This window comes from Telluria sp. ZB2R32, assembly GCF_059685715.1.
On sequence record NZ_JCASIG010000005.1, the window covers coordinates 218,185 to 236,770 of the forward strand.

Below are 18,586 nucleotides of genomic sequence, written 5' to 3' on the forward strand. Positions count from 1 at the left end.
GTGGCCTTGATGACGGGTTCACCGGGCGGCCATACCTGGGCGCGTGATTGACCGCGGCCTGAATGCCGCCCACGCGTTCAACCACACTTTGAAACGTCGCGACGAATCACCGGCTGGTTGAACGCGTGGGCGGCGCAAGTGTCTTCGGCCCGCAGATTGAAGAGGTGGAGCCGCCCACAACCTCTACGGGTCTGAGCAGTCTTTCTCGCTCCCTCGTTCCGTCCAACCCGTCCTTTCGATCCGTATTATGATCGATGGGTAGTGCTCGCATCGCGCGAGCTGATTGAGGACAGGAACAACACGCGTGTCGAACACTTCGAGAGCGGAACCAATACCGCAAGCCCCGGCCGAAGGGCTGTCCATGCCGGCACGGCGCTGGGCCACCCTGGCGATCCTGCTGGGCACCTTTGCCGGCAACCTCGGCGTGTCGATCGCCAACGTGGCCCTGCCGGCCATCGCCGGCGACCTGGATGCGCAGGCGGCACAGGCGATCTGGATCGTCAACGCCTACCAGCTGGCGATGGTGATCGCGGTGCTGCCGCTGGCTTCGCTGGGCGAGAAGCTGGGCTACAAGCGCGTGTTCATGGCCGGCCTGGTCGTCTTCACGCTGGCCTCGCTGCTGTGCGCCTGGGCGCCGTCGCTGGAAACCCTGGTCGCCGCGCGCATTGTGCAGGGGCTGGGCGCGGCTTGCGTCTCGACCATCGTGCCGGCGCTGCTGCGCGCGGTGTACCCGCCGACACTGGTCGGCGCCGGGATCGGTTACCTGGCGCTGACGGTGGCCGTGTCCGCCGCCATCGGCCCCAGCGTCGCCGCCGGCATCCTGTCGCTGGGCAGCTGGCGCTGGCTGTTCGGGATCAACCTGCCGATCGGCCTGCTGGCGATCGTGCTGGCCGCGCGTATTCTGCCGCAAAGCACGCGCAGCGCGCGCAGCTTCGACCTGGGTGGCGCCGTGCTCAACGCCGTGACGCTGACCCTGTTCGTCGTCGGCGGCAGCGAATTGGGCGACGCCGACGCGCGCGGCGCGGCGATCGTCATGCTGGCCCTGGGATGCCTCAGCGCCGTGGTGCTGGTGCGCCACCAACGCAGCCGGGAGGCGCCGCTGCTGCCGCTCGATCTGCTGCGCATCCCGGTGCTGCGCCTGTCGGTGGGCACCTCGATTACTTCCTACACGGCGCAAACCATGGCCCTGCTGGCGCTGCCCTTCCTGCTGGTGTCGGAGATGGGGCGCAGTGCCGCCGCGACCGGCCTCCTGATGACGCCCTGGCCGCTGGTGATCGTGGTGGTCGCGCCCTTGTCCGGCAAGCTGTCCGACCGTTTCAACCCGGAGATTGTCGGCGCGGCCGGCCTGGCGCTGCTCAGCCTCGGACTGGTGCTGCTGGCGCTGCTGCCGGCCTCTCCGTCCGACCTCGACATCGTCTGGCGCGTGGCCTTGTGCGGGATCGGCTTCGGCCTGTTCCAGACCCCGAACAACCGCTTGATGCTGACCTCGGCGCCGCGCGAACGCAGCGGCGCGGCCGGCGGCCTGATGACGATGTCGCGCATGGTCGGCATGACGGCGGGCGCCGCGATCGCCACCGTCATGCTCGACCTGCACGGCACGCGCGGCGCCGGTACCGCGCTCGGCATTGCCGCGGCGGCGGCCGCGATCGGCTTGCCGGCGGCGCTGCTGCGGCTGCGCCGGCCAGGCGAGACCGGCTGACCTTCCATCGTTGATTTGAATGAAGGCGGTCCGTCAGGGGTGGCTGCCCCAGGCGGCGCTGTACTTGTGCTCGAACTCGGCCAGCGGCAGCGGCCGGCCCAGCAGGAAGCCCTGCATCGAGGAACAGCCGCGCCGCGCCAGGAAGCGGCGCTGGGTCTCGTCTTCGACGCCCTCGGCCACGATCTCGAGCTCGAACTTGCGCGCCAGTGCGATGATGGCCTCGACGATCGAACCCGCGCCGTGGTTGCTGCCAATGTCGTGTACGAAGGAGCGGTCGATCTTCAGCGCCGTCAGCGGAAAGCGCCTGAGGTAGGCCAGCGAGGAGTAGCCGGTGCCGAAATCGTCGAGCGAAAAGCAGACGCCGTGCGCGCGGATCTCGTGCATGCGCAGGGTGATCTCCTGCATGTTCTCGGCGAAGACGCTTTCCGTCATCTCCAGGCACAGCCGCTCGGCCGGCGCGCCGGTACCGCGCAGGATGCCGGCGAGGGCGGCCGGAAAGCCGGCGTCGCGCATCTGGTGCACGCTGACGTTGACGGCCAGCTTGACGCAGGCGAGCACCGGGTCGCACTGCCAGTTCGCCAGCGCCCGGCAGCTTTCGTGCAGCACGTGTTCGCCCAGCGGCAGGATCAGGCCCGACTCTTCGGCGAAGCCGATGAAATGGTCGGGGCCGACCAGGTCGTCGTCGGCGCGCTGCCAGCGCACCAGTGCCTCGGCGCCGACCAGCTTTCCATGCACGTCGAACTGCGGCTGGCAGAACAGGCGGAACTGGCCCAGCGAAAGACCGTTGCGCATGGCGGCGTCGAACGCGGCGCGGCGGTCGGCCGCATCCTGCATGCCGGGGTCGAAGAAGCGCACAGTGTTGCCGCCATCGGCCTTGGCCCGGTACATGGCCAGGTCGGACTGCTTGAGCAGGGTCTCGATGCCGGTGCATGCGCTGTCGAACAGGGTGATGCCGATGCTGGCGCTGCTCTTGAACAGCAGCGTGCCGAGCTGGTAGGGCTGGCCCAGGGCCGCCAGGATCTTGCCGGCGACGCGGTCGGCCTCGGTCGCCGCACCCTGCTGCGTCGTGCCCAGGCTTTCCAGCACCACCACGAATTCGTCGCCGCCGAGCCGGGCCAGCTGGTCGCTGTGGCGCACCGTGCCCTGCAGCCGCGCGGCGGCCTGTTCCAGCAGCATGTCGCCCAGGTCGTGGCCCATCGTGTCGTTGAGCAGCTTGAAATTGTCGAGGTCGAGGTAGAGCAGGGCGCCGAACTGGCGCGAACGGCGGCCGCGCGCCAGCACGTGATCGAGTTCGCCGATGAGGAAGCGCCGGTTGGGCAAGCCGGTCAGGTGGTCGAAATAGGCCAGTTCATGGATCTGCCGCTCCGTGCGCTTGCGTTCGGTGAGGTCGGTGTTCACGCCCGAGATGCGCACGGCCTTGCCGTCCTCGTCGCGCAGCACGTAGCCGCGCGCCAGCACCGGCACGTAGTGGCCGTCGCGGTGGCGCAGCCGGAATTCGAGGTTGAAGCCATCGCGCGTGCCCGGCAACAGGTCCGCCAGGTAAGCGGCGATCATGACGGCGTCGTCCGGGTGGAGCAGGCGGCGCCAGGCGCCGGCGTCGTCGAGCCCGTCGCCGCTCGGGTAGCCGAGCATGTTCCACCAGCGCTGCGAATAGTAGACGGCGTCCGTGACCAGGTCCCAGTCCCAGGGAGCATCGGTGGAGCCCTTGAGCACCAGCCGCAGGCGCTGTTCCGACGCCTGCAGGGAATCGCGGGTGTTTTTCAGGTCGGTGCAGTCGGTGAAGCAGACCACGACCTGGCGCACGCAGCCGCTGTCGTCGAATTCGGGATAGGCGTTGCACAGGAGCCAGCTGATCGGACCGGGGCCGACGATGCCGGCGACCAGACCGGACAATTTGCGCCCGGTGCGCAGCACCACGCTCGACGGGAACTCATCGGCAGGCATCGCCGAACCGTCGTCGCGCAGCACGGTCCAGGAGCCGGTGACGGGATCGGCGCCGAGCAGCTCGGCTTCGCTGCGGCCCAGCAGTTCCTGGGCCATGCGGTTGCTGGAAAGGATGCGGCCATCGGCGGCGTGCACCACGACACCCGCCGGCAAGTGGTCGTACAGTGGATCGCGGTAGCCTGGCAGGTCCGCGGAGGGAACGGGTTGCATGGCGGTCGGTGCGGCGCATGATGGCAAGCGATCTGCGCATACTAGCAGGTTCGGGAGCGCTCGCGCACACCGGTTTTGGAACCCGCGCGGACGGCGGGCAAAAAAAAGCCCGCCGTTGCGGGCGGGCTGAATCCAATTCTTTTCTGAGGAGAGTTGGAGGAGACAGGTGCAGTATGCTGCGCTGCGACACGCCTGTCCAATTTCCATTCGGAATGGCCGACATACGTTTGGCGAATCTCTCGCGGTTTGCCGGTATAGTGGTCCTGGTCTGCGCAGGGAGGGGCGATGCGTTATTCCGGAAAAGTCGTGCTCGTCACCGGCGCCGCCAGCGGCATCGGCCTGGCGGCGGCCCTGCGTTTTGCCGACGAGGGCGCCAGCGTGGCGCTGGTCGACCACGATGCGCTCGCCTTGCCTGCGGCAACGGCGGCGTTATGCGGGCATGGGCCGGGGCAATCCCTGGAAGTCGTGTGCGACGTCGGCGCCGAAGGGGAGGTCGCCGCCGCCGTCGGCCAGGTGATGGCGCGCTTCGGCCGGCTCGACGTGGTCGTCAACAATGCCGGGCTGATGGTATTCAAGCCCATCGAGGAACTGACCGGCGCCGACTGGGTAAAGGTGTTGCAGGTCGACCTGCTCGGAGCCTTCTTCTTTATCAAGCAGGCTTTCCTGCACATGGAAGCCGGCGGCGCCATCGTCAACGTGTCGAGCGTCCATGCGCTGGAAACCGAGCCGAACGTGGCGCCGTATGCCGCCGCCAAGGCCGCCTTGCTGTCGCTGACCCGTTCGGCGGCAATCGAGGGAACGCCCAGGGGCATCCGCGTCAATGCCATCCTGCCCGGCGCCATCGATACGCCGATGTTGTGGAACAACCCGCAGGTGAAGTCGGGGGCGGAGCGCCTGGATGCGCACGAGGTCGGCAAGCCGGCCGACGTGGCGGCGGCGATCGCGTTCCTGGCGTCGAGCGAGGCGGCGTTCGTGCAGGGGACCTCGCTGCTGGTGGATGGGGGGCGGCTATGCCGGCTGTAGCGAGCGTGCACATCCTCCATGGGTCTGTACGTCATGGTGGGGTCATATTCCGCCTGTAAGCTGCGGTCTCGCCCGGCCCGCCAACCTTGCGCCTGCCCCGGCGCGTGATGTACATGACGACACCAGTTTCCTCTTCGCTATCCCGTACCAACCGCTTTCTTGCCGTCCTGTGGCCGATCCTGGCCGTGCTGTGCTGTGCCGTCCTGTGGAGCGTCACGGTGGCGCGCGCCCGGGCCGAAGCCGAGCGCGCCGAAGCACTCGTGCTGAAGGAAGCCGATACCTTTGCGCAGGCATACGAGCAGTACGTGACGCGCTCGATCGCGCAGATGGACCAGATCACCATGCAGCTCAAGTATGGCTGGGAACATTCGCGCAGGCCGTCCCTGATCGAGGACATGCGTGCCGACGGCATGTTCACCGATCATGCATTCGTCTCGGTCAGCATCATCGGCGCGGACGGCGCCGTGCGCTCCTCGTCCAGGGGCGCCGCCGTGCCGCCGACGGTTGCCGACACCGCTTTTTTCCTCCAGCACAAGAACAACAATTCCACCGCGCTGCGCGTCGACCTGGCGCCTGCCGGGTTCGGGAGCGATCGCCAGCCGGTGCTGTTCACGCGCCGGCTCGATCGCGCCGACGACGAATTCGACGGCATCGTCGTCATGGCGGTGGCCGGCAGCTATTTCACCTCTTTCGTGGGCGCGTCGACACTCGGCCGCGACGGGCTGCTGGCCCTGGCCGGCAACGGCGGCAAGTTCTGGATCGAGCAGGGTGGGGCTGCGCGCTTGGCGAACGGGCGGGTGTTGAACATTCCCGCGATCGGCATTTTGGACGGTGGACCGCGGCTGGTCGGGGCCGCGGCCTTCCGCGACGGCGTCGCGCGCGCACTGGGCTGGCGCGATTCGCCGGTATATCCGGTGGTGGCCATCGCCGCGCTGTCCCGGCGCGAAGGCAATGCGGCGGCGCAACGCCACTGGGAAGCCGGCCGCGACCGCGCCCTGGCTGCCAGCCTCTGCCTGCTGCTGCTCTCCGGCCTGGCCAGCGTGCTGTCGCTGCGCGCGGCCGCGCGCGAACGCGAGCACGAAGCGGTCCGTTTGGCCTACCGCACCGCGACCGAAAGCGCCAACGACGGTTTCTACATGGCCGCGCCGCTGCGCGACCGCAAGGGCCAGATCGTCGACTTCAGGATCATCGATTGCAACGAGCGCGGCGCCGCCTTCTACGGCATGCGCCGCGCCGACCTGGTCGGACGCACCTTGTCGGGCATCGACCGTGGCATCGCCGGCGCCGAGCTGATTGCCACCTACCGGCAGGCGATGGCCAACGGCTTTTACGAGGAAGACCGGCGCATGCCGCAAGACGACCGGCTGACGATCGCCTGGGGCCGGCGGCGGCTGGTGCGCGTCGGCGACGGCCTGGCCATCACCTTGCAGGACATTAGCGAACGCAAGCGGCACGAGACCGACCTCGAGCGGCTTGCCAACGAAGACGTGCTGACCGGTTTACGCAACCGCAGCTGGCTGCTCAATTGCATGCCGGCGCTGCTGGGCGGCGCGCCGCCGGAAGGCAATGGCCTGGCCTTGCTGTTCATCGACCTGGACGAATTCAAGGGGGTCAACGATTCGCATGGCCACGCCGTCGGCGACCAGCTGCTGGTCGCGGCGGCGCGCCGGCTCGGCACCCTGCTGCGGCCCACCGACCAGGTGGTGCGCTTCGGCGGCGACGAATTCGTCGTACTGCTGCGTCCGGCAACCGACGATGCGCCCATTGGCGAGGACCACATCGCGGCCGTGGCCGAGCGCATCGTGGCCGCCTTCGCTGCGCCGTTCACGCTCGATGGCGGCGTGCAGGCGGCCATCGGCGCTTCGGTCGGCATCAGCCTGTTCCCCCGCGATGGCCACGACGCCGGCACCCTGATCCGCAATGCCGACATCGCGATGTATGCCGCCAAGGACGAAGGCAAGGGACAATATCGCTTCTTCGACCAGTTCCTGTCGGGGCAGACCGCGCGGCGCGCTTTTCTGAAGGGGCAACTGGCGCGCGCAATCGAGGCCGACCAGTTCCTGCTGCACTACCAGCCGCGGGTCGATCCGGTCTCCGGCGCGCTGCTGAGCATGGAAGCGCTGCTGCGCTGGCGCCATCCCGAGTCCGGCATGGTCCCGCCCGGCGACTTCATCCCGCTGGCCGAGTCGAGCGGATTGATCCTGCCGATCGGCGCGCTCGTGATCGACAAGGCCTGCGCCCAGCTGGCCGCCTGGCGCGCAAGCGGCATGGACCCGGTGCCGGTATCGATCAACGTCTCGCCGAAACAGTTCGGGCGCGGCGCCGTGGTGCGCCAGTTCGAGGCGGGGCTGCGGCGCCACGCTTTGCCGGCCGCGCTGGTGGAAGTGGAGATCACCGAGTCCGCCATGATGGGCGAGCAGGCCGACGTCGCGGCGGAACTGGCCGGGTTGCGCGCGCTCGGCATCAAGCTGCACCTGGACGACTTCGGCACCGGCTACTCGTCCCTGTCGCAGCTGCGCACGCTGAAGATGGACGTGCTGAAGGTCGACCGCGCCTTTACCAACGAACTGGAGCAGGGCGAGGGCCGGGTGTTTTTCCAGGCGATCGTCTCGATGGCGCACGCGCTGCGCATGACGGTCGTGGCCGAAGGCGTGGAAACTGCGGCGCAGCTGCGCATCCTGCAGGAACTCGGCTGCGACGAAGTGCAGGGCTTCCATATCGCGCGGCCGCTGCCTGCCGAGGACATCGCGGGCCGTTTCCTTGCCGACCGGCTACGCGTATTTGCCTGAATGCCTGGTTGCTCGCCCATTGACAAAGTCCACCGACTGCCAAGGCTGCCATGATGACCATGATCCTGTTTTCATTCCTCGCGCTTGTTCTCGTCGCCTGGGTGCTCCACGTGAATGCGAGCGACCGCAAGACATTCGAGCGGGAACTCGAAGCGGAGTTATCCGGCGACCCTGAGGACCGCGCCTGGTGGCCCTCGGAAGGTGACCGCCGCTAGCGCGACAGGCGCAGCTTCGCCACCGCCTTCAGGGCTGCCCCCAGCTCGCCGTTGTCGGCCTGCGCCGTCGCGGCGAGATAGCCACGCGCGTAGGCTGCCTGGCGCGCCACCTCGCCATTGCCCTTCTGTAGCTCGGGCAGCAAATGGTCGGCCACGGCGAAATCGTTCAGCAGTCCCAGGCGGTCCTGCAGTTCCGATAGTTGCGCTATGTAGTGCTTGACCTCTTTCTTCGGCAACAGGTCGCGGAAAAATTCGGCGCCGTAGCGGGCTTTCTTGGCTGCGATCCGGATGCGGTGGCGGTGTTCCGGTGCCTTGCCGTCGAAGTCGGCAATGCGGCGGCCCAGGCGTTTTTCCGCCTTGCGCAGCAGGGGCAGGCAGGCTTTCGTCGCCGGCTCGGCAAGGGGCGAGCGCTTCGGCAACTTGCCGTCGGAGCGCCACTGGCGCGCATGCAGCCAGCCATTCACGCTCAGCAGCACTTGCGTAAAGCGCGAGGAATGCAGGGTCTGCAGCAATTCCTTGTGCAGCTTGTCGGCCCTGGCCCTTGCCGCCAGCCGTAATGCGGCCGGATCGATGCCGTGCACCTGTTCAAGCGTCGAGTCCGCCAACACGTCCCAGTCGCGCGTGGCGCCGAGCGAAGTGGCCAGCCAGTCGAGTCCTTCGGCGATCTCGGCCGGCGGCGGCGCCAGGTCTTCGAACATGTCGACCAGCGCGCGCAGGCGCCGCAGTCCGACACGCATCTGGTGCAGGCTTTCGACGTTCTGGTCGAGCACGCCCGGCACGTTGGCCTCCATCTGGCGCAGGCAGTTCAGGCCGATCAGCTGGAAGGTGTCTTCCAGCGTGGCGTGCTTTCCGAGATCGACCGCTTGCGCCTTGACCGGCTGCGTCGGTGGCCGCTCGAGCATCGCGAAGCCGCGCGCGGCCTTGCTGTCGTTCGACATGCGCAGCGGAATGTCGGCGTGCAGGGCCAGCGCCAGCTCGAACAGGTGGGTCGACGAGCCGTGCTTGATTTCCAGTTCGAGTTCGGCGATTTCGGTATTGCTGCCGCCGGACTCGATGCGGCCGGCGTCGAGCGCACATTCGACTTCGTCGCCGTCGGGCCAGCGCAGCGCCCAGGTGGTGCGGCGCGTGAGGTTGCGGAAAATCGGCAGCAACTGCTGGGCCTCGGCATCGGCCAGCGCCTGCGCCAGCGCCGCCCCCTTGATCTGGCGCGCCAGCAGCGCCGGTTGTGGCGTAGCATCGGACAGCGCGCACTCCCATTCGCCGCGTTCGTGCAGCCCGGGCGACGTGGCCGCCGCGGTCTTGACGGTCTGGACCCAGGCGCCGCCGCTCTCGCGCACGCGCAGCGTCAGGCCCTGTTTCCACAGGTCGTGCGTGGCGGTGTCGTAGTAGGTGTCGACCAGCTGGTGCTCCTCGGCGGCGCCGGCGGCAAGTTGGGCCAGCATCGGGTGCTGGCGAATTCGTTCGAGCTGGGCAGGCGGAACCTGCAATTTCAGTTCGGTTTCCATATCGGTCCTCCGACGGTATGTTAGGCAAGGGCGCATGCACACGCGCCCGATGGAATTGACAGCAATGACGGTCGTGCATCCTACCCCATCCGTGTCCCCGCTGTCGCGCTCGCGGCTGTATACTCCGTCAATCAAGTTTACGAAAGAAATTCGCATGTTCGCAGCAGTAGATCTCGGTTCGAACAGCTTTCGCCTGCACGTCGGCGAACCGGTCGATGGTGACGGAAAGGGTGAAATGCGCATCGTGCGCAGCGCGCGCGACCCGGTGCGCCTGGCCGCCGGCCTCGGTCCCGACGGCAACCTGACGGCCGAGGCGATCGCCGCGGCGCTGGACAGCCTGGCCGGCTTTGCCGACATCCTGCGCGAGTTCCGGCTCGACGGCGTACGCGTGGTCGGCACCAATACCCTGCGGGTGGCGCGCAATGCCGCCGAATTCCTGCCGCTGGCCGCAAAGGCGCTCGGTTATCCGATCGAAGTCATCAGTGGCGAAGAAGAGGGCCGGCTGGTGTACATGGGCGTGGCGCGCGCATTGGGCGACCCGGGCGAGCGGCGCCTGGTGATCGACATCGGCGGCGGCTCGACCGAAGTGATCGCCGGCAGCGGCGACACGACCGCGCTGGTCGATTCCTTCAGCATCGGCACCCAGCCCCAGGCTTCGCGCTTCTTTGCCGACGGGCGCATCGAGCACGCCCGTTTCGAGGCGGCCACCACGATGGCGCGGGCGATGTTCGAGGATGGCGCCGGCGCCTACCGCGCGCATGGCTGGAGCGCCGTGTATGGTTCGTCCGGGACCATGCGCGCAATGGCCGAGGCGATCGCCCGCGGCGGCCTGGGCGACGGCACGCTTTCGCTGGCGGGCCTTGGGGCCTTGCGCGCGGCGCTGGTCGCGTGCGGACACGTCGACCGGGTCGACCTGCCGGGCCTCAAGCGCGAACGGGTGGTCGCCGTGCTGGGCGGCGTCAGCATCCTGATGGGCGCAATGCTGGAATTCGGCATCGAGCGCGTTTGCGCGATCAATGCCGGCCTGCGCCTGGGCGCCTTGTCCGACCTCGAACTGCGCTCGCTGCAACACGACCGGCGCGAGCTGGCGATCGTGGCCTGCATGGAGCGCTTCGGCGTTGACGCTGCGCGCGCCGCACGCACCGCCGCCATCGCGCTGCGCCTGTACGGCCAACTGGGCGCGGCCGACGCCAGCTGCCTGCATTACCTGGGCTGGGCCTGCATGCTGCACGAAATCGGCCTGGCGGTGTCGCATACCGGAGCCCACAAGCACGGCGCCTACCTGGTCGAGCACGTCGACCTGCCGGGTTTCACCACGCGCGAACAACGCCTGATGGCGACGCTGGTGCTGGGGCACAAGGGCAACCTGCGCAAGATCCGCGACGCCCTGGGCGAGCCGGCGCTGGCGCGCATGGTGCTGGCCCTGCGCCTGGCGGTGGCCTGCATGCACGCGCGCGTCGACGACGACCTCGACGGCTTCAGGCTGCGCATGAAGAACCGCATCGAGGTCGAGCTGGCGCCGGGCTGGCTGGCGACCCATCCGACCATGCGTTTCTGGCTCGAACAGGAGTGCACCGCCTGGGAAGACGCCGGCCAGACTTTCCAGTTCAGGGAAGCTTGACGCTGTCCGCCCTCAGCGCAGCTTGCCGATCAGTTCCGGACCGACGGCAAGGCGGATGAAGGGGATGCTGTCCTCGGCGTCCGAACCCTTGATCCAGAACACGCCGGCCTTGCGGATCTTCAAGGGCTGCGGCGCGCCCGTCAGGATCAGCGCCGCCAGTTCTCCCAGCAGCGGCTGGTGGCCGATCAGCAGGGCGGGAAAGCGGTGTCCCGGCCAGCCGCAGGCCTCGCGCATGCGTTCGGCCGTCGAATCGGTATTGAGTGCTTCATGAATCGTGTAGCGGCGTCCGAGACCGTCCGCCGTCTGCAGGCAGCGCACGGCGGGACTGACCAGCACCCGGCACTGTTCCGGCAGCTGGTGGTCGAGCCATTCGCCGACGCGCGTCGCATGGCGCTTGCCCTTCGAAGTGAGGGCGCGTTTGGCGTCGGGTGCGCCGGGTTCGCCGTCTTCGGCTTCGGCGTGGCGCCACAGGATCAGGTCCATGTCTAGTTTCCTTTCGCGGTATCGCCGTTGGCGCCCGCGCCGAGCATCTCCATCAGCGTTTCCTGCGCGTTGCAGGCCTTTTGCCCGGAACGCGGCTTGCGGCGCCGGTACTGGCCGTCGCTGCCCAGTTCCCAGGCGCTGGTATTGTCTTTCAGGTAGGGCTGCAAGCCTTCGCGCAGCAAACGCTTCTTCAGCGCCGGCGCGTTGACCGGAAAGGCGACTTCGATGCGGCGCATCAGGTTGCGGTTCATCCAGTCGGCGCTGCTCAGGTACATGTCGTGCTTGAGGTTGTTGCGGAAATAGAAAATGCGGGTGTGTTCCAGGAAGCGCCCGACGATCGAGCGCACCTTGATGTTGGCCGACAGTCCCGGCACGCACGGTCGCAGCGAGCAGGCGCCGCGCACGATCAGGTCGATCTTGACGCCGTCGCCGGATGCTTCGTAGAGCGCGCGGATCACGGTTTCGTCGGTGAGCGAATTCATTTTCGCGATGATGCGCGCCGGTTTGCCCTCGCGCGCGATGGCCGCCTCCTGGCGGATTGCGCGCACCATTTCCTTCTGCAGCGTGAACGGCGCCAGCCACATGCAGCTGAGCTGCTTGGGCTTGGTCATGCTGGTGAGGTGGATGAAGACTTCGTTGACGTCGGCGGTCAGGTCGGGGTCGGCCGTCAGCAGGCCGAAATCGGAGTAGAAACGGGCCGTGGTCGGGTTGTAGTTGCCGGTGCCGAGGTGGGCATAGGGGCGCAGGCCGGCCGCTTCGCGACGCAGCACCAGCGCCATCTTGGCATGGGTCTTGAGGCCGACCACGCCGTACACCACCTGGGCCCCGGCTTCCTCGAGTCGCTCGGCCCAGTTGATGTTCGCTTCCTCGTCGAAGCGCGCCATCAGTTCGACGATGACCGTGACCTCCTTGCCGTTCTGGGCGGCGCTGATCAGCGCCTCCATCAGTTCCGAGTCCATGCCGGCGCGGTAGATGGTCTGCTTGATCGCCACCACCGCCGGGTCGCTCGCCGCGGCCTGGATGAAATCGATCACCGGCTGGAACGACTGGAAGGGATGGTGCAGCAGCACATCCTGGCGCGCCAGGGTGCCGAAGATGTCGAGCGGGTTGAGCTTGGCCGGAAAACCGGGCGCGAAGGGTGCGAACTTCAGTTCCGGCCGGGCGTGGCTGTTGACGATTTCAAGCAGGCGCCCCATGTTGACGGGACCGTCGACCGCGAACACGCGGTTCTCCTCGATACCGAACTGGTCGCGCAGGAAATCCGACAGGTGCGCCGGGCAACCGCGCCCGACCTCGAGCCGCACCGCGAAACCGTACTGCCTGCTGTGCAGCTCGCTTTGCAGCGCCTGGCGCAGGTTCTTGACTTCCTCTTCGTCGACCCACAGGTCGCTGTTGCGCGTGACCCGGAACTGCGAGAAGGCGGTGACGTCGCGCCCCGTAAACAATTCGGGAAGGTGGGCCTGGATCACCGAGGAAAGCAGGCAATAGGAAGCGCCCGGCCGGTCCGACAGTTCGTCGGGCAGGCGGATCACGCGCGGCAGCACGCGTGGCGCCTTCATGATGGCGATCGCGGTGCCGCGCCCGAAGGCGTCCTTTCCCGAGAGCTCGACGATGAAGTTCAGGCTCTTGTTAATCACGCGCGGGAAGGGGTGGGCCGGATCGAGCCCGACCGGCGTGAGCAGGGGCCGCACTTCCTTGTCGAAGTATTGTTTCACCCAGGCGCGCTGGGCCGGATTGCGGTCGCCGCGGCGCAGCATGTGAATGCCGTTCTCGGACAGGCGCGGCAGGATTTCCTGGTTGAGGAGGGCATACTGGCGCGCGATCAGGCGCCGGCATTCCTCGCTGGCGCTGGCCAGCATGGCGGCCAGCGTCTGCGGCATGCCGTCGATGCTGCGTTCCAGCGTGTGCTGGGCCAGCAGGCTGGCGACCCGCACTTCGAAGAACTCGTCGAGATTGGTGCTGACGATGCACAGGAAGCGCAGCCGCTCGAGGAGAGGCACCCGTTCATCGTCGGCCTGGGCCAGGACGCGCCGGTTGAATTCCAGCAGGGATAGTTCACGGTTGAGGAACTGGGTGGCGCGGTCGAGCACGGGCGCCTGGTGCGCCTCGTCGTGTTTCACCTTCTTTTCCATTTTGCGGCGCGAAGTCATGCGAAAGAAGCAGTATGGTTGCCAAATATGACAGGCACGTTACATGGGGGGCGGCGACCCCGGCTGTGGGATAAAGATTATCATCAAGGCATTTCCGGGCGCGCCCAGGTTGGCGATAGCGGTATGCTGGCCGGCGACAACCATGGGAGAGCGCATGCATCCAACGAACATCGTCCTGCTCCAGTTTCAGCCGGAACACGACAACCTGACGCCTGACAAGGAACTGCGCGACGGCCTCTCGGTCGTGCTGCACATGGGCCGCACGCTCTGGCTGGCCAACGACGAGACGGTCAGCCTGGAACGCCTGACGCTGGAAGAGAAGGACAGTACCGGCCGCAGCAGCTTCACGCGCGACCACCGGCAATACCGGCTGCACGATTTCCTGCGCTTGCCGCTGCCGCTGCCGGCGCAAGGCGTAACGGCGGCCGATGGTAGCGAGGCCAGGATCAATGAGGCGGATATCGAAGGTCTTGCCTGCGACGGCAAGTACCTGTGGCTGACGGGTTCGCACAGCCTGCGCCGCAAGCAGCCGCGGCCCGACGACGGCGCCAGAAAGGCCCACAAGCGCCTGTGCTCGGTGGAAGCGGACGGCAACCGTTACCTGCTGGCGCGCATTCCCGTCGTGGAGGATGGCGAACTGCCCGGCGCCTGCACCCTCGTCAAGGAGACCGGCCGCAAGGACAAGCTGCGCACGGCGGCCATGCTGCGCGGCGACGCGCACGGCAACGAACTGACCGCGCTGCTGGCGGACGACCCGCATTTCGGCCCCTTCCTGGCGATCCCGGGCAAGGACAACGGTTTCGATATCGAGGGCATCGCGGTGGCCGGCAAGCACCTGCTGCTGGGATTGCGCGGCCCGGTGCTGCGCGGCTGGGCGGCCATCCTCGAGATCGCGCCGGTCGACGATGCCGAGGCCGGCTGGATGCGCCTGGGGCCGGTCGACGCCGACGGGCAGATGCTGCGCAAGCATTTCCTCGACCTGGGCGGCCTGGGCATCCGCGACCTGTGCAGGCAGGGCGACGACTTGTTGATCCTGGCCGGACCGACCATGGACCTGGATGGCCCGGTGTACGTGGTTCGCTGGGCCGGCGGGGCGCTGGCCGGACGCGACGCGACAGTGCCGGCCGACCGGCTCGAACGGGTGCTGACGCTGCCGTATGGCGAGGGCGTGGACCATCCCGAAGGCATCACCCTGTTCCACGACAAGGTCGGCGCCGGCGACGAGCTGCTGGTGGTCTACGATGCGGCCTCGCCCGGGCGCCAGATCGGCGAGAGCACGGTGCTGGCCGACGTGTTCGCCCTGCCGCAGCCGAAGAAGCGCAAAGGGTAAGCGCGCGCAGCCTCAGCCGCCGATCGCCCTGCGCGCCAGCGCGGTGTCGTCGGAAAAAAGGCCGTCGATCCCGGTCTCGAGGTAGCGCCGCATCTCGGCGACCGAGCCCGCCTCGTTGCGCGCATCCGGGCCGTCGCCGTTGCGGAAGTCGGCGGCCAGGAAGGCGTTCTCGGGCCGGAAGGTCCAGGCCACGACTTGCAGGCCGGCCCGGTGCGCGTCCGCCACCAGCGGCGTCGGCCTGGCCAGGCGCTCGTTGGGCCCGAGCGGGATGACGGCGCGCGTGACCGGCGCCACCACGTCGGCATAGGCCGCCAGCTGGCCCAGGCCGCGCGGGGTCACCATCTCGCCATAGGTCAGGCTTCCGCCTGCAAGCGCCACGTCGGCCGGGCGCAAGGCGTCGTTGCGCCCGCCCGCCACCACCAGCTGGGCCAGGCGCACGTGTGTCGAGCGGCCCAGGGTCTTCCTCAAGGCCTTGAGGTTGGCCGTCTCGAACGATTGCACCGTGACCGGGGCGCGGCGCGTGTAGGCGTGCGCATCCAGGGTCGCTACCAGGCGTTCTTCCAGCGCCAGGCCGGCGCCAGCGAACCAGGTCGAATGCTTCAATTCGGGAATCAGGCCGATCGTGCGGCCGCGCGCCGCCGCCTCGGCCGCGACGAAATCGATGATTTCCTCGAGGCTGACGATCTGGAACTCGCCGTCGTGGCGGCTGCCGCGCATCTTCGGCAGGCGTTCCACGGCGCGCAGCGTCTTCAGTTCGGCCAGGGTAAAGTCGGAGATGAACCAGCCCTCGTGCGCCGCGCCGTCGATTACCTTGCGCGTCTTGCGCCGGGCGAACTCGGCGCGGGTGGCGATGTCGGTGGTGTCGCTGATCGCATTTTCGTGGCGCGCCACCAGCACGCCGTCGCGGGTGCAGACCAGGTCGGGCTCGACGTAGTCGGCGCCGTCCGCGATCGCCCGGGCATACGCAGCGAGCGTGTGCTCGGGGAAGAGGGCGCTTGCGCCGCGGTGGGCGTACAGCGTCGGCATGGCCGCCAGGGCCGGGGCCGGGCGCGTAGCCTGGGCCCGCGCCCGCGCCAGGCCCGGGAATGCCGCCAGCGCCATGGCGCCGCCGAGGCCCTGCAGCAGGCCGCGACGCAGGCGCCGCGCAGGGCTGGCCGGGAGGATGAGCGTCATCAGATATCCGCCTTCAGGGTGAAGAAGCCCATGCGCGGCGGGATCGGATAGGTGGCGTAGCTGCCGCTGGCCTGGCCCACGTTCGGCTGTAGCACGCCCTTGCGGTTGGCCAGGTTGGTGACGTTGACGCTCCAGCGCATGTTCTTGAGCAGGTTCGTCGCCAGCGGCACCTGCCCCGAAACATTCAGGCCGAGCAGGAAGTAGCTGCCCACGTGCAGGTCGTTGGTATAGGTCGCGTAGCGCTTGCCCACGTAGTCGCCCTGCAGCTGGATCTCGATGCCGGCGCCGGGCTTGACGGTGGCGATGAACTTGTTCATCCATTCGGGCGTGTTCGGCACGGTCTTGCCGGCGGTTGGAACGGTGGCGGTGCCGGACTGGTAGTTGTCCTGGTATTCCGAGCGGTTGTACGACACCGCGTCGTAGAACGAGAACGCGCGCCCGAAGTGGAAGGTGCCGCCCAGGTCGACGCCGTCGGTCTTCACGCTGCCCACGTTCGACAGGATGGTGGTGCCGCCGGCGAACGAGGTGATGATCGGGTTCGAACTGATCGCCAGCTGGCGGTCGCGAAAGTCGACATGGTACAGCGCGACCTGGCCGTCGAACCCGGTGAGCGGGCCGAGGGCGAGGGTGCGCGAGTCGCGCAGGCCGAGCTCGTAGGTGACCGAGGTTTCCGGCCTGGCGGTGGCTTTGAAATAATCGAAGGCGGCCTGCGAGGACAGGCTCCAGGGCGAATTGCCGCCGCCGCCGTAGGTGACGAACTGGCGCATGTTCTTCTGGATGTTGGCGAATACCTGGTCGGTGCCGGAGATGTCCCAGCGTGCGCCGACTTGCGGCAGGAACCATTTTTTGGTATTGATCTTTCCTTCAGGCAGGCCCTGCGAGCCGCCGCTCAGGGTGGCCGGCAACTGCTGCACCGGGAAGGTCCCTTCGGCAAACTGCAGGCTCGATTTGAAGCCGCCCTGCAGCGTCAGGTCCGGGCGCAGCTTCCATTCGTCCTGCAGGTGCAACTGCACGACCCGGTTGTCGATGTCGCTGCCATATTGCGTGATGAGCGGGTTCGACGGGCGCTGGTAAGGCGTGCTCGGGTTGTCGACGTCGAGCGGGTACCAGCGGCGGTAGGCGCCCGAGGTGTTATGCTCGAACCAGAGGCCGGCCTGGAGCCGGTGCGCGCCCAGGTCCCAGCGCAGGGTCGAGATCAAACCCTGGCGGTTGATCTTGTATTCGGTGGTGCGGGTCGCGTAGCCGGAATTGCCGAACACGGTCTTCAGGTTCTGGTTCGGGTAGTAGGCGCGGAACAGCGCCGGCAGGCCGGCCTGGTTGATCGGGCCGGCCACCACGCCGACGCCGTCGTTGTGGTGGAAGTAGTACTGGTTGCTCCAGGTGACATCGTCGTTCAGGTAGGCGTCGTACTTCACGTAGGCCAGCTTGTCGGTGCGCTGGGCGTCGCTGTAGTAGTTGCGGAAGTTCGCGCCCACGGCTGCCGGCGGCGCGCCGTTCGCATCCAGGTAGGCCAGCGCGGCGGCGAAATCCGGATACAGGAAGGGGCGCGTGTAGGGCGCGGCCAGGCCGGCCTGGTGCAGGGTCGAGTCCTCGTTCGGCTCGGTCTTGTCGGACCAGTCGGCAAAGATGGTCAGCTTGCCGCTCTCGCCCTGGTGCACGAACTTGGCGTTGACCTGGTCGTTGCTCTGGCGGCCATTGAAATCCCAGGCCTTGGCTTCGTGGTGCAGGCCGGAGATATAGAAGCTGTTGCCGCCGCCAAGGTCGCCCGAATCGAAGCGCACGAAGCTGCGGCTGGCCTTGTGGCTGCCCACGGTCTGCTGCAGGTTGACGTTGCGGCGGCCTTGCGGGTCGATCGAATAGGTTTCGATGGTGCCGCCCAGGTTGCTGGTCGAGGGTGTGCCGAGGTCGCCGGCGCCGGTCGACAGCACGACGCTGCGCACGTTCTCGCTGGTGAGGGCGCGCTGCGGCGCCAGGCCATTGTAGTTGCCGTACTGCTGGTCGCCGAGCGGCACGCCGTCCATCGTGTAGCCGAGCTGCTGGGCATTGAAGCCGTGCACGAACAGCGACAGGTTCTGCTCGTTGTTGCCCCACGGGTCGGCGGTCTGGAAGCTGACGCCGGGCAGGGCTTGCAGGGCTTTCAGCGGGTTCACGCCCGGCATCACCTTCTGGATTTCGGCGCCGGACATGGCAACCGCGGAACGGGTCTTGCGGGTCGAGATCTCGACCGTGGCCACGGCGCCGGCGGGCGTGGTGTCCTGGAGGACCGGCGTCCCGGCTACGGCAACCTCGTCGGCAGGGGCGGCCGGGGCGGCCGGGGCCGCATGCGCCAGCGAGGTGCACAGGGCGCCGGCGGCAATCGCGGTCAGGGAAGGGCGCAGGGACGCGGCACGGTCGAACTTCTTCATCAGCTTCATCGGATGGCTTGGGACGGTTGAAATTGACTG

General features: G+C 67.8%; 12 protein-coding genes. 6 read left to right on the plus strand and 6 right to left on the minus strand.

The genetic code is table 11. From position 1 onward, the window contains the following. The first annotated feature begins 304 nt into the window (after nucleotides 1–304). Complete coding sequence (locus tag AC56LG_RS16120) at nucleotides 305–1,699, plus strand: MFS transporter (protein ID WP_497167078.1); 1,395 nt, start codon at nucleotides 305–307, stop codon at nucleotides 1,697–1,699. Nucleotides 1,700–1,732: 33 nt separating this feature from the next. On the opposite strand, the gene AC56LG_RS16125 is transcribed toward AC56LG_RS16120, so the two are convergent. Then, nucleotides 1,733–3,853 (minus strand): putative bifunctional diguanylate cyclase/phosphodiesterase, encoded by a 2,121-nt coding sequence (locus AC56LG_RS16125; RefSeq protein ID WP_497167079.1) that lies wholly within the window; start codon nucleotides 3,851–3,853, stop codon nucleotides 1,733–1,735. A 285-nt stretch (nucleotides 3,854–4,138) separates the two neighbouring features. Here AC56LG_RS16125 and AC56LG_RS16130 point away from each other — a divergent pair, with 285 nt between their 5' ends. The 3 genes from AC56LG_RS16130 to AC56LG_RS16140 all read left to right on the plus strand — a co-directional run bounded on the left by AC56LG_RS16130 (nucleotide 4,139) and on the right by AC56LG_RS16140 (nucleotide 7,880). Continuing rightward, nucleotides 4,139–4,876, plus strand: coding sequence for an SDR family NAD(P)-dependent oxidoreductase (locus AC56LG_RS16130; RefSeq protein WP_497167080.1), 738 nt, complete (start codon nucleotides 4,139–4,141; stop codon nucleotides 4,874–4,876). A 113-nt stretch (nucleotides 4,877–4,989) separates the two neighbouring features. Next, a complete protein-coding gene (locus AC56LG_RS16135; protein ID WP_497167081.1) occupies nucleotides 4,990–7,665 on the plus strand; it encodes a bifunctional diguanylate cyclase/phosphodiesterase in 2,676 nt (891 codons plus the stop codon). Between the two features lie 50 nt (nucleotides 7,666–7,715). Next, nucleotides 7,716–7,880 carry a hypothetical protein gene (locus AC56LG_RS16140; RefSeq protein ID WP_497167082.1) on the plus strand — a complete coding sequence of 55 codons (165 nt, stop codon included), beginning with the start codon at nucleotides 7,716–7,718 and terminating at the stop codon, nucleotides 7,878–7,880. Here AC56LG_RS16140 and AC56LG_RS16145 read toward each other — a convergent pair. Continuing rightward, the gene (locus tag AC56LG_RS16145) at nucleotides 7,877–9,385 is read right to left on the minus strand and encodes a CYTH and CHAD domain-containing protein (protein ID WP_497167083.1); all 1,509 of its coding nucleotides are present in this window, start codon (nucleotides 9,383–9,385) and stop codon (nucleotides 7,877–7,879) included. The two genes, AC56LG_RS16140 and AC56LG_RS16145, sit on opposite strands and share 4 nt — an antisense overlap. Nucleotides 9,386–9,539: 154 nt before the next feature. Between AC56LG_RS16145 and AC56LG_RS16150 the strand changes: the two genes are divergently transcribed. Next, nucleotides 9,540–11,006: a Ppx/GppA phosphatase family protein gene (locus AC56LG_RS16150; RefSeq protein ID WP_497167084.1), complete on the plus strand. Its 1,467-nt coding sequence runs from the start codon at nucleotides 9,540–9,542 to the stop codon at nucleotides 11,004–11,006. 12 nt (nucleotides 11,007–11,018) lie between these two features. On the opposite strand, the gene AC56LG_RS16155 is transcribed toward AC56LG_RS16150, so the two are convergent. After that, on the minus strand, nucleotides 11,019–11,489 hold the full coding sequence (locus AC56LG_RS16155; RefSeq protein WP_497167085.1) for a SixA phosphatase family protein: 471 nt from the start codon (nucleotides 11,487–11,489) through the stop codon (nucleotides 11,019–11,021). 2 nt (nucleotides 11,490–11,491) lie between these two features. Next, nucleotides 11,492–13,621, minus strand: a complete 2,130-nt coding sequence (gene ppk1 / locus AC56LG_RS16160; RefSeq protein WP_497167378.1) for a polyphosphate kinase 1 — start codon at nucleotides 13,619–13,621, stop codon at nucleotides 11,492–11,494. A 172-nt stretch (nucleotides 13,622–13,793) separates the two neighbouring features. On the opposite strand from ppk1, the gene AC56LG_RS16165 reads away from it, so the two are divergent. Beyond that, nucleotides 13,794–14,969 (plus strand): DUF3616 domain-containing protein, encoded by a 1,176-nt coding sequence (locus AC56LG_RS16165; protein WP_497167086.1) that lies wholly within the window; start codon nucleotides 13,794–13,796, stop codon nucleotides 14,967–14,969. Nucleotides 14,970–14,981: 12 nt separating this feature from the next. Here AC56LG_RS16165 and AC56LG_RS16170 read toward each other — a convergent pair whose 3' ends face one another. Both AC56LG_RS16170 and AC56LG_RS16175 read right to left on the minus strand, forming a co-directional pair. Next, complete coding sequence (locus AC56LG_RS16170; protein WP_497167087.1) at nucleotides 14,982–16,142, minus strand: glycerophosphodiester phosphodiesterase family protein; 1,161 nt, start codon at nucleotides 16,140–16,142, stop codon at nucleotides 14,982–14,984. Beyond that, nucleotides 16,142–18,547 carry a TonB-dependent receptor gene (locus AC56LG_RS16175; protein ID WP_497167088.1) on the minus strand — a complete coding sequence of 802 codons (2,406 nt, stop codon included), beginning with the start codon at nucleotides 18,545–18,547 and terminating at the stop codon, nucleotides 16,142–16,144. The genes AC56LG_RS16170 and AC56LG_RS16175 overlap by 1 nt, the downstream gene beginning before the upstream one ends. Nucleotides 18,548–18,586: the final 39 nt, after the last annotated feature.

Coding starts and splice junctions, on each gene's coding strand:
- AC56LG_RS16145 (WP_497167083.1), bottom strand. CDS start 9,385: ATGGAAACCGAACTGAAATTGCAGGTTCCGCCTGCCCAGCTCGAACGA.
- AC56LG_RS16125 (WP_497167079.1), bottom strand. CDS start 3,853: ATGCAACCCGTTCCCTCCGCGGACCTGCCAGGCTACCGCGATCCACTG.
- AC56LG_RS16155 (WP_497167085.1), bottom strand. CDS start 11,489: ATGGACCTGATCCTGTGGCGCCACGCCGAAGCCGAAGACGGCGAACCC.
- AC56LG_RS16130 (WP_497167080.1), top strand. CDS start 4,139: ATGCGTTATTCCGGAAAAGTCGTGCTCGTCACCGGCGCCGCCAGCGGC.
- AC56LG_RS16170 (WP_497167087.1), bottom strand. CDS start 16,142: ATGACGCTCATCCTCCCGGCCAGCCCTGCGCGGCGCCTGCGTCGCGGC.
- AC56LG_RS16150 (WP_497167084.1), top strand. CDS start 9,540: ATGTTCGCAGCAGTAGATCTCGGTTCGAACAGCTTTCGCCTGCACGTC.
- AC56LG_RS16165 (WP_497167086.1), top strand. CDS start 13,794: ATGCATCCAACGAACATCGTCCTGCTCCAGTTTCAGCCGGAACACGAC.
- AC56LG_RS16175 (WP_497167088.1), bottom strand. CDS start 18,547: ATGAAGAAGTTCGACCGTGCCGCGTCCCTGCGCCCTTCCCTGACCGCG.
- ppk1 (WP_497167378.1), bottom strand. CDS start 13,621: ATGGAAAAGAAGGTGAAACACGACGAGGCGCACCAGGCGCCCGTGCTC.
- AC56LG_RS16140 (WP_497167082.1), top strand. CDS start 7,716: ATGATGACCATGATCCTGTTTTCATTCCTCGCGCTTGTTCTCGTCGCC.
- AC56LG_RS16135 (WP_497167081.1), top strand. CDS start 4,990: ATGACGACACCAGTTTCCTCTTCGCTATCCCGTACCAACCGCTTTCTT.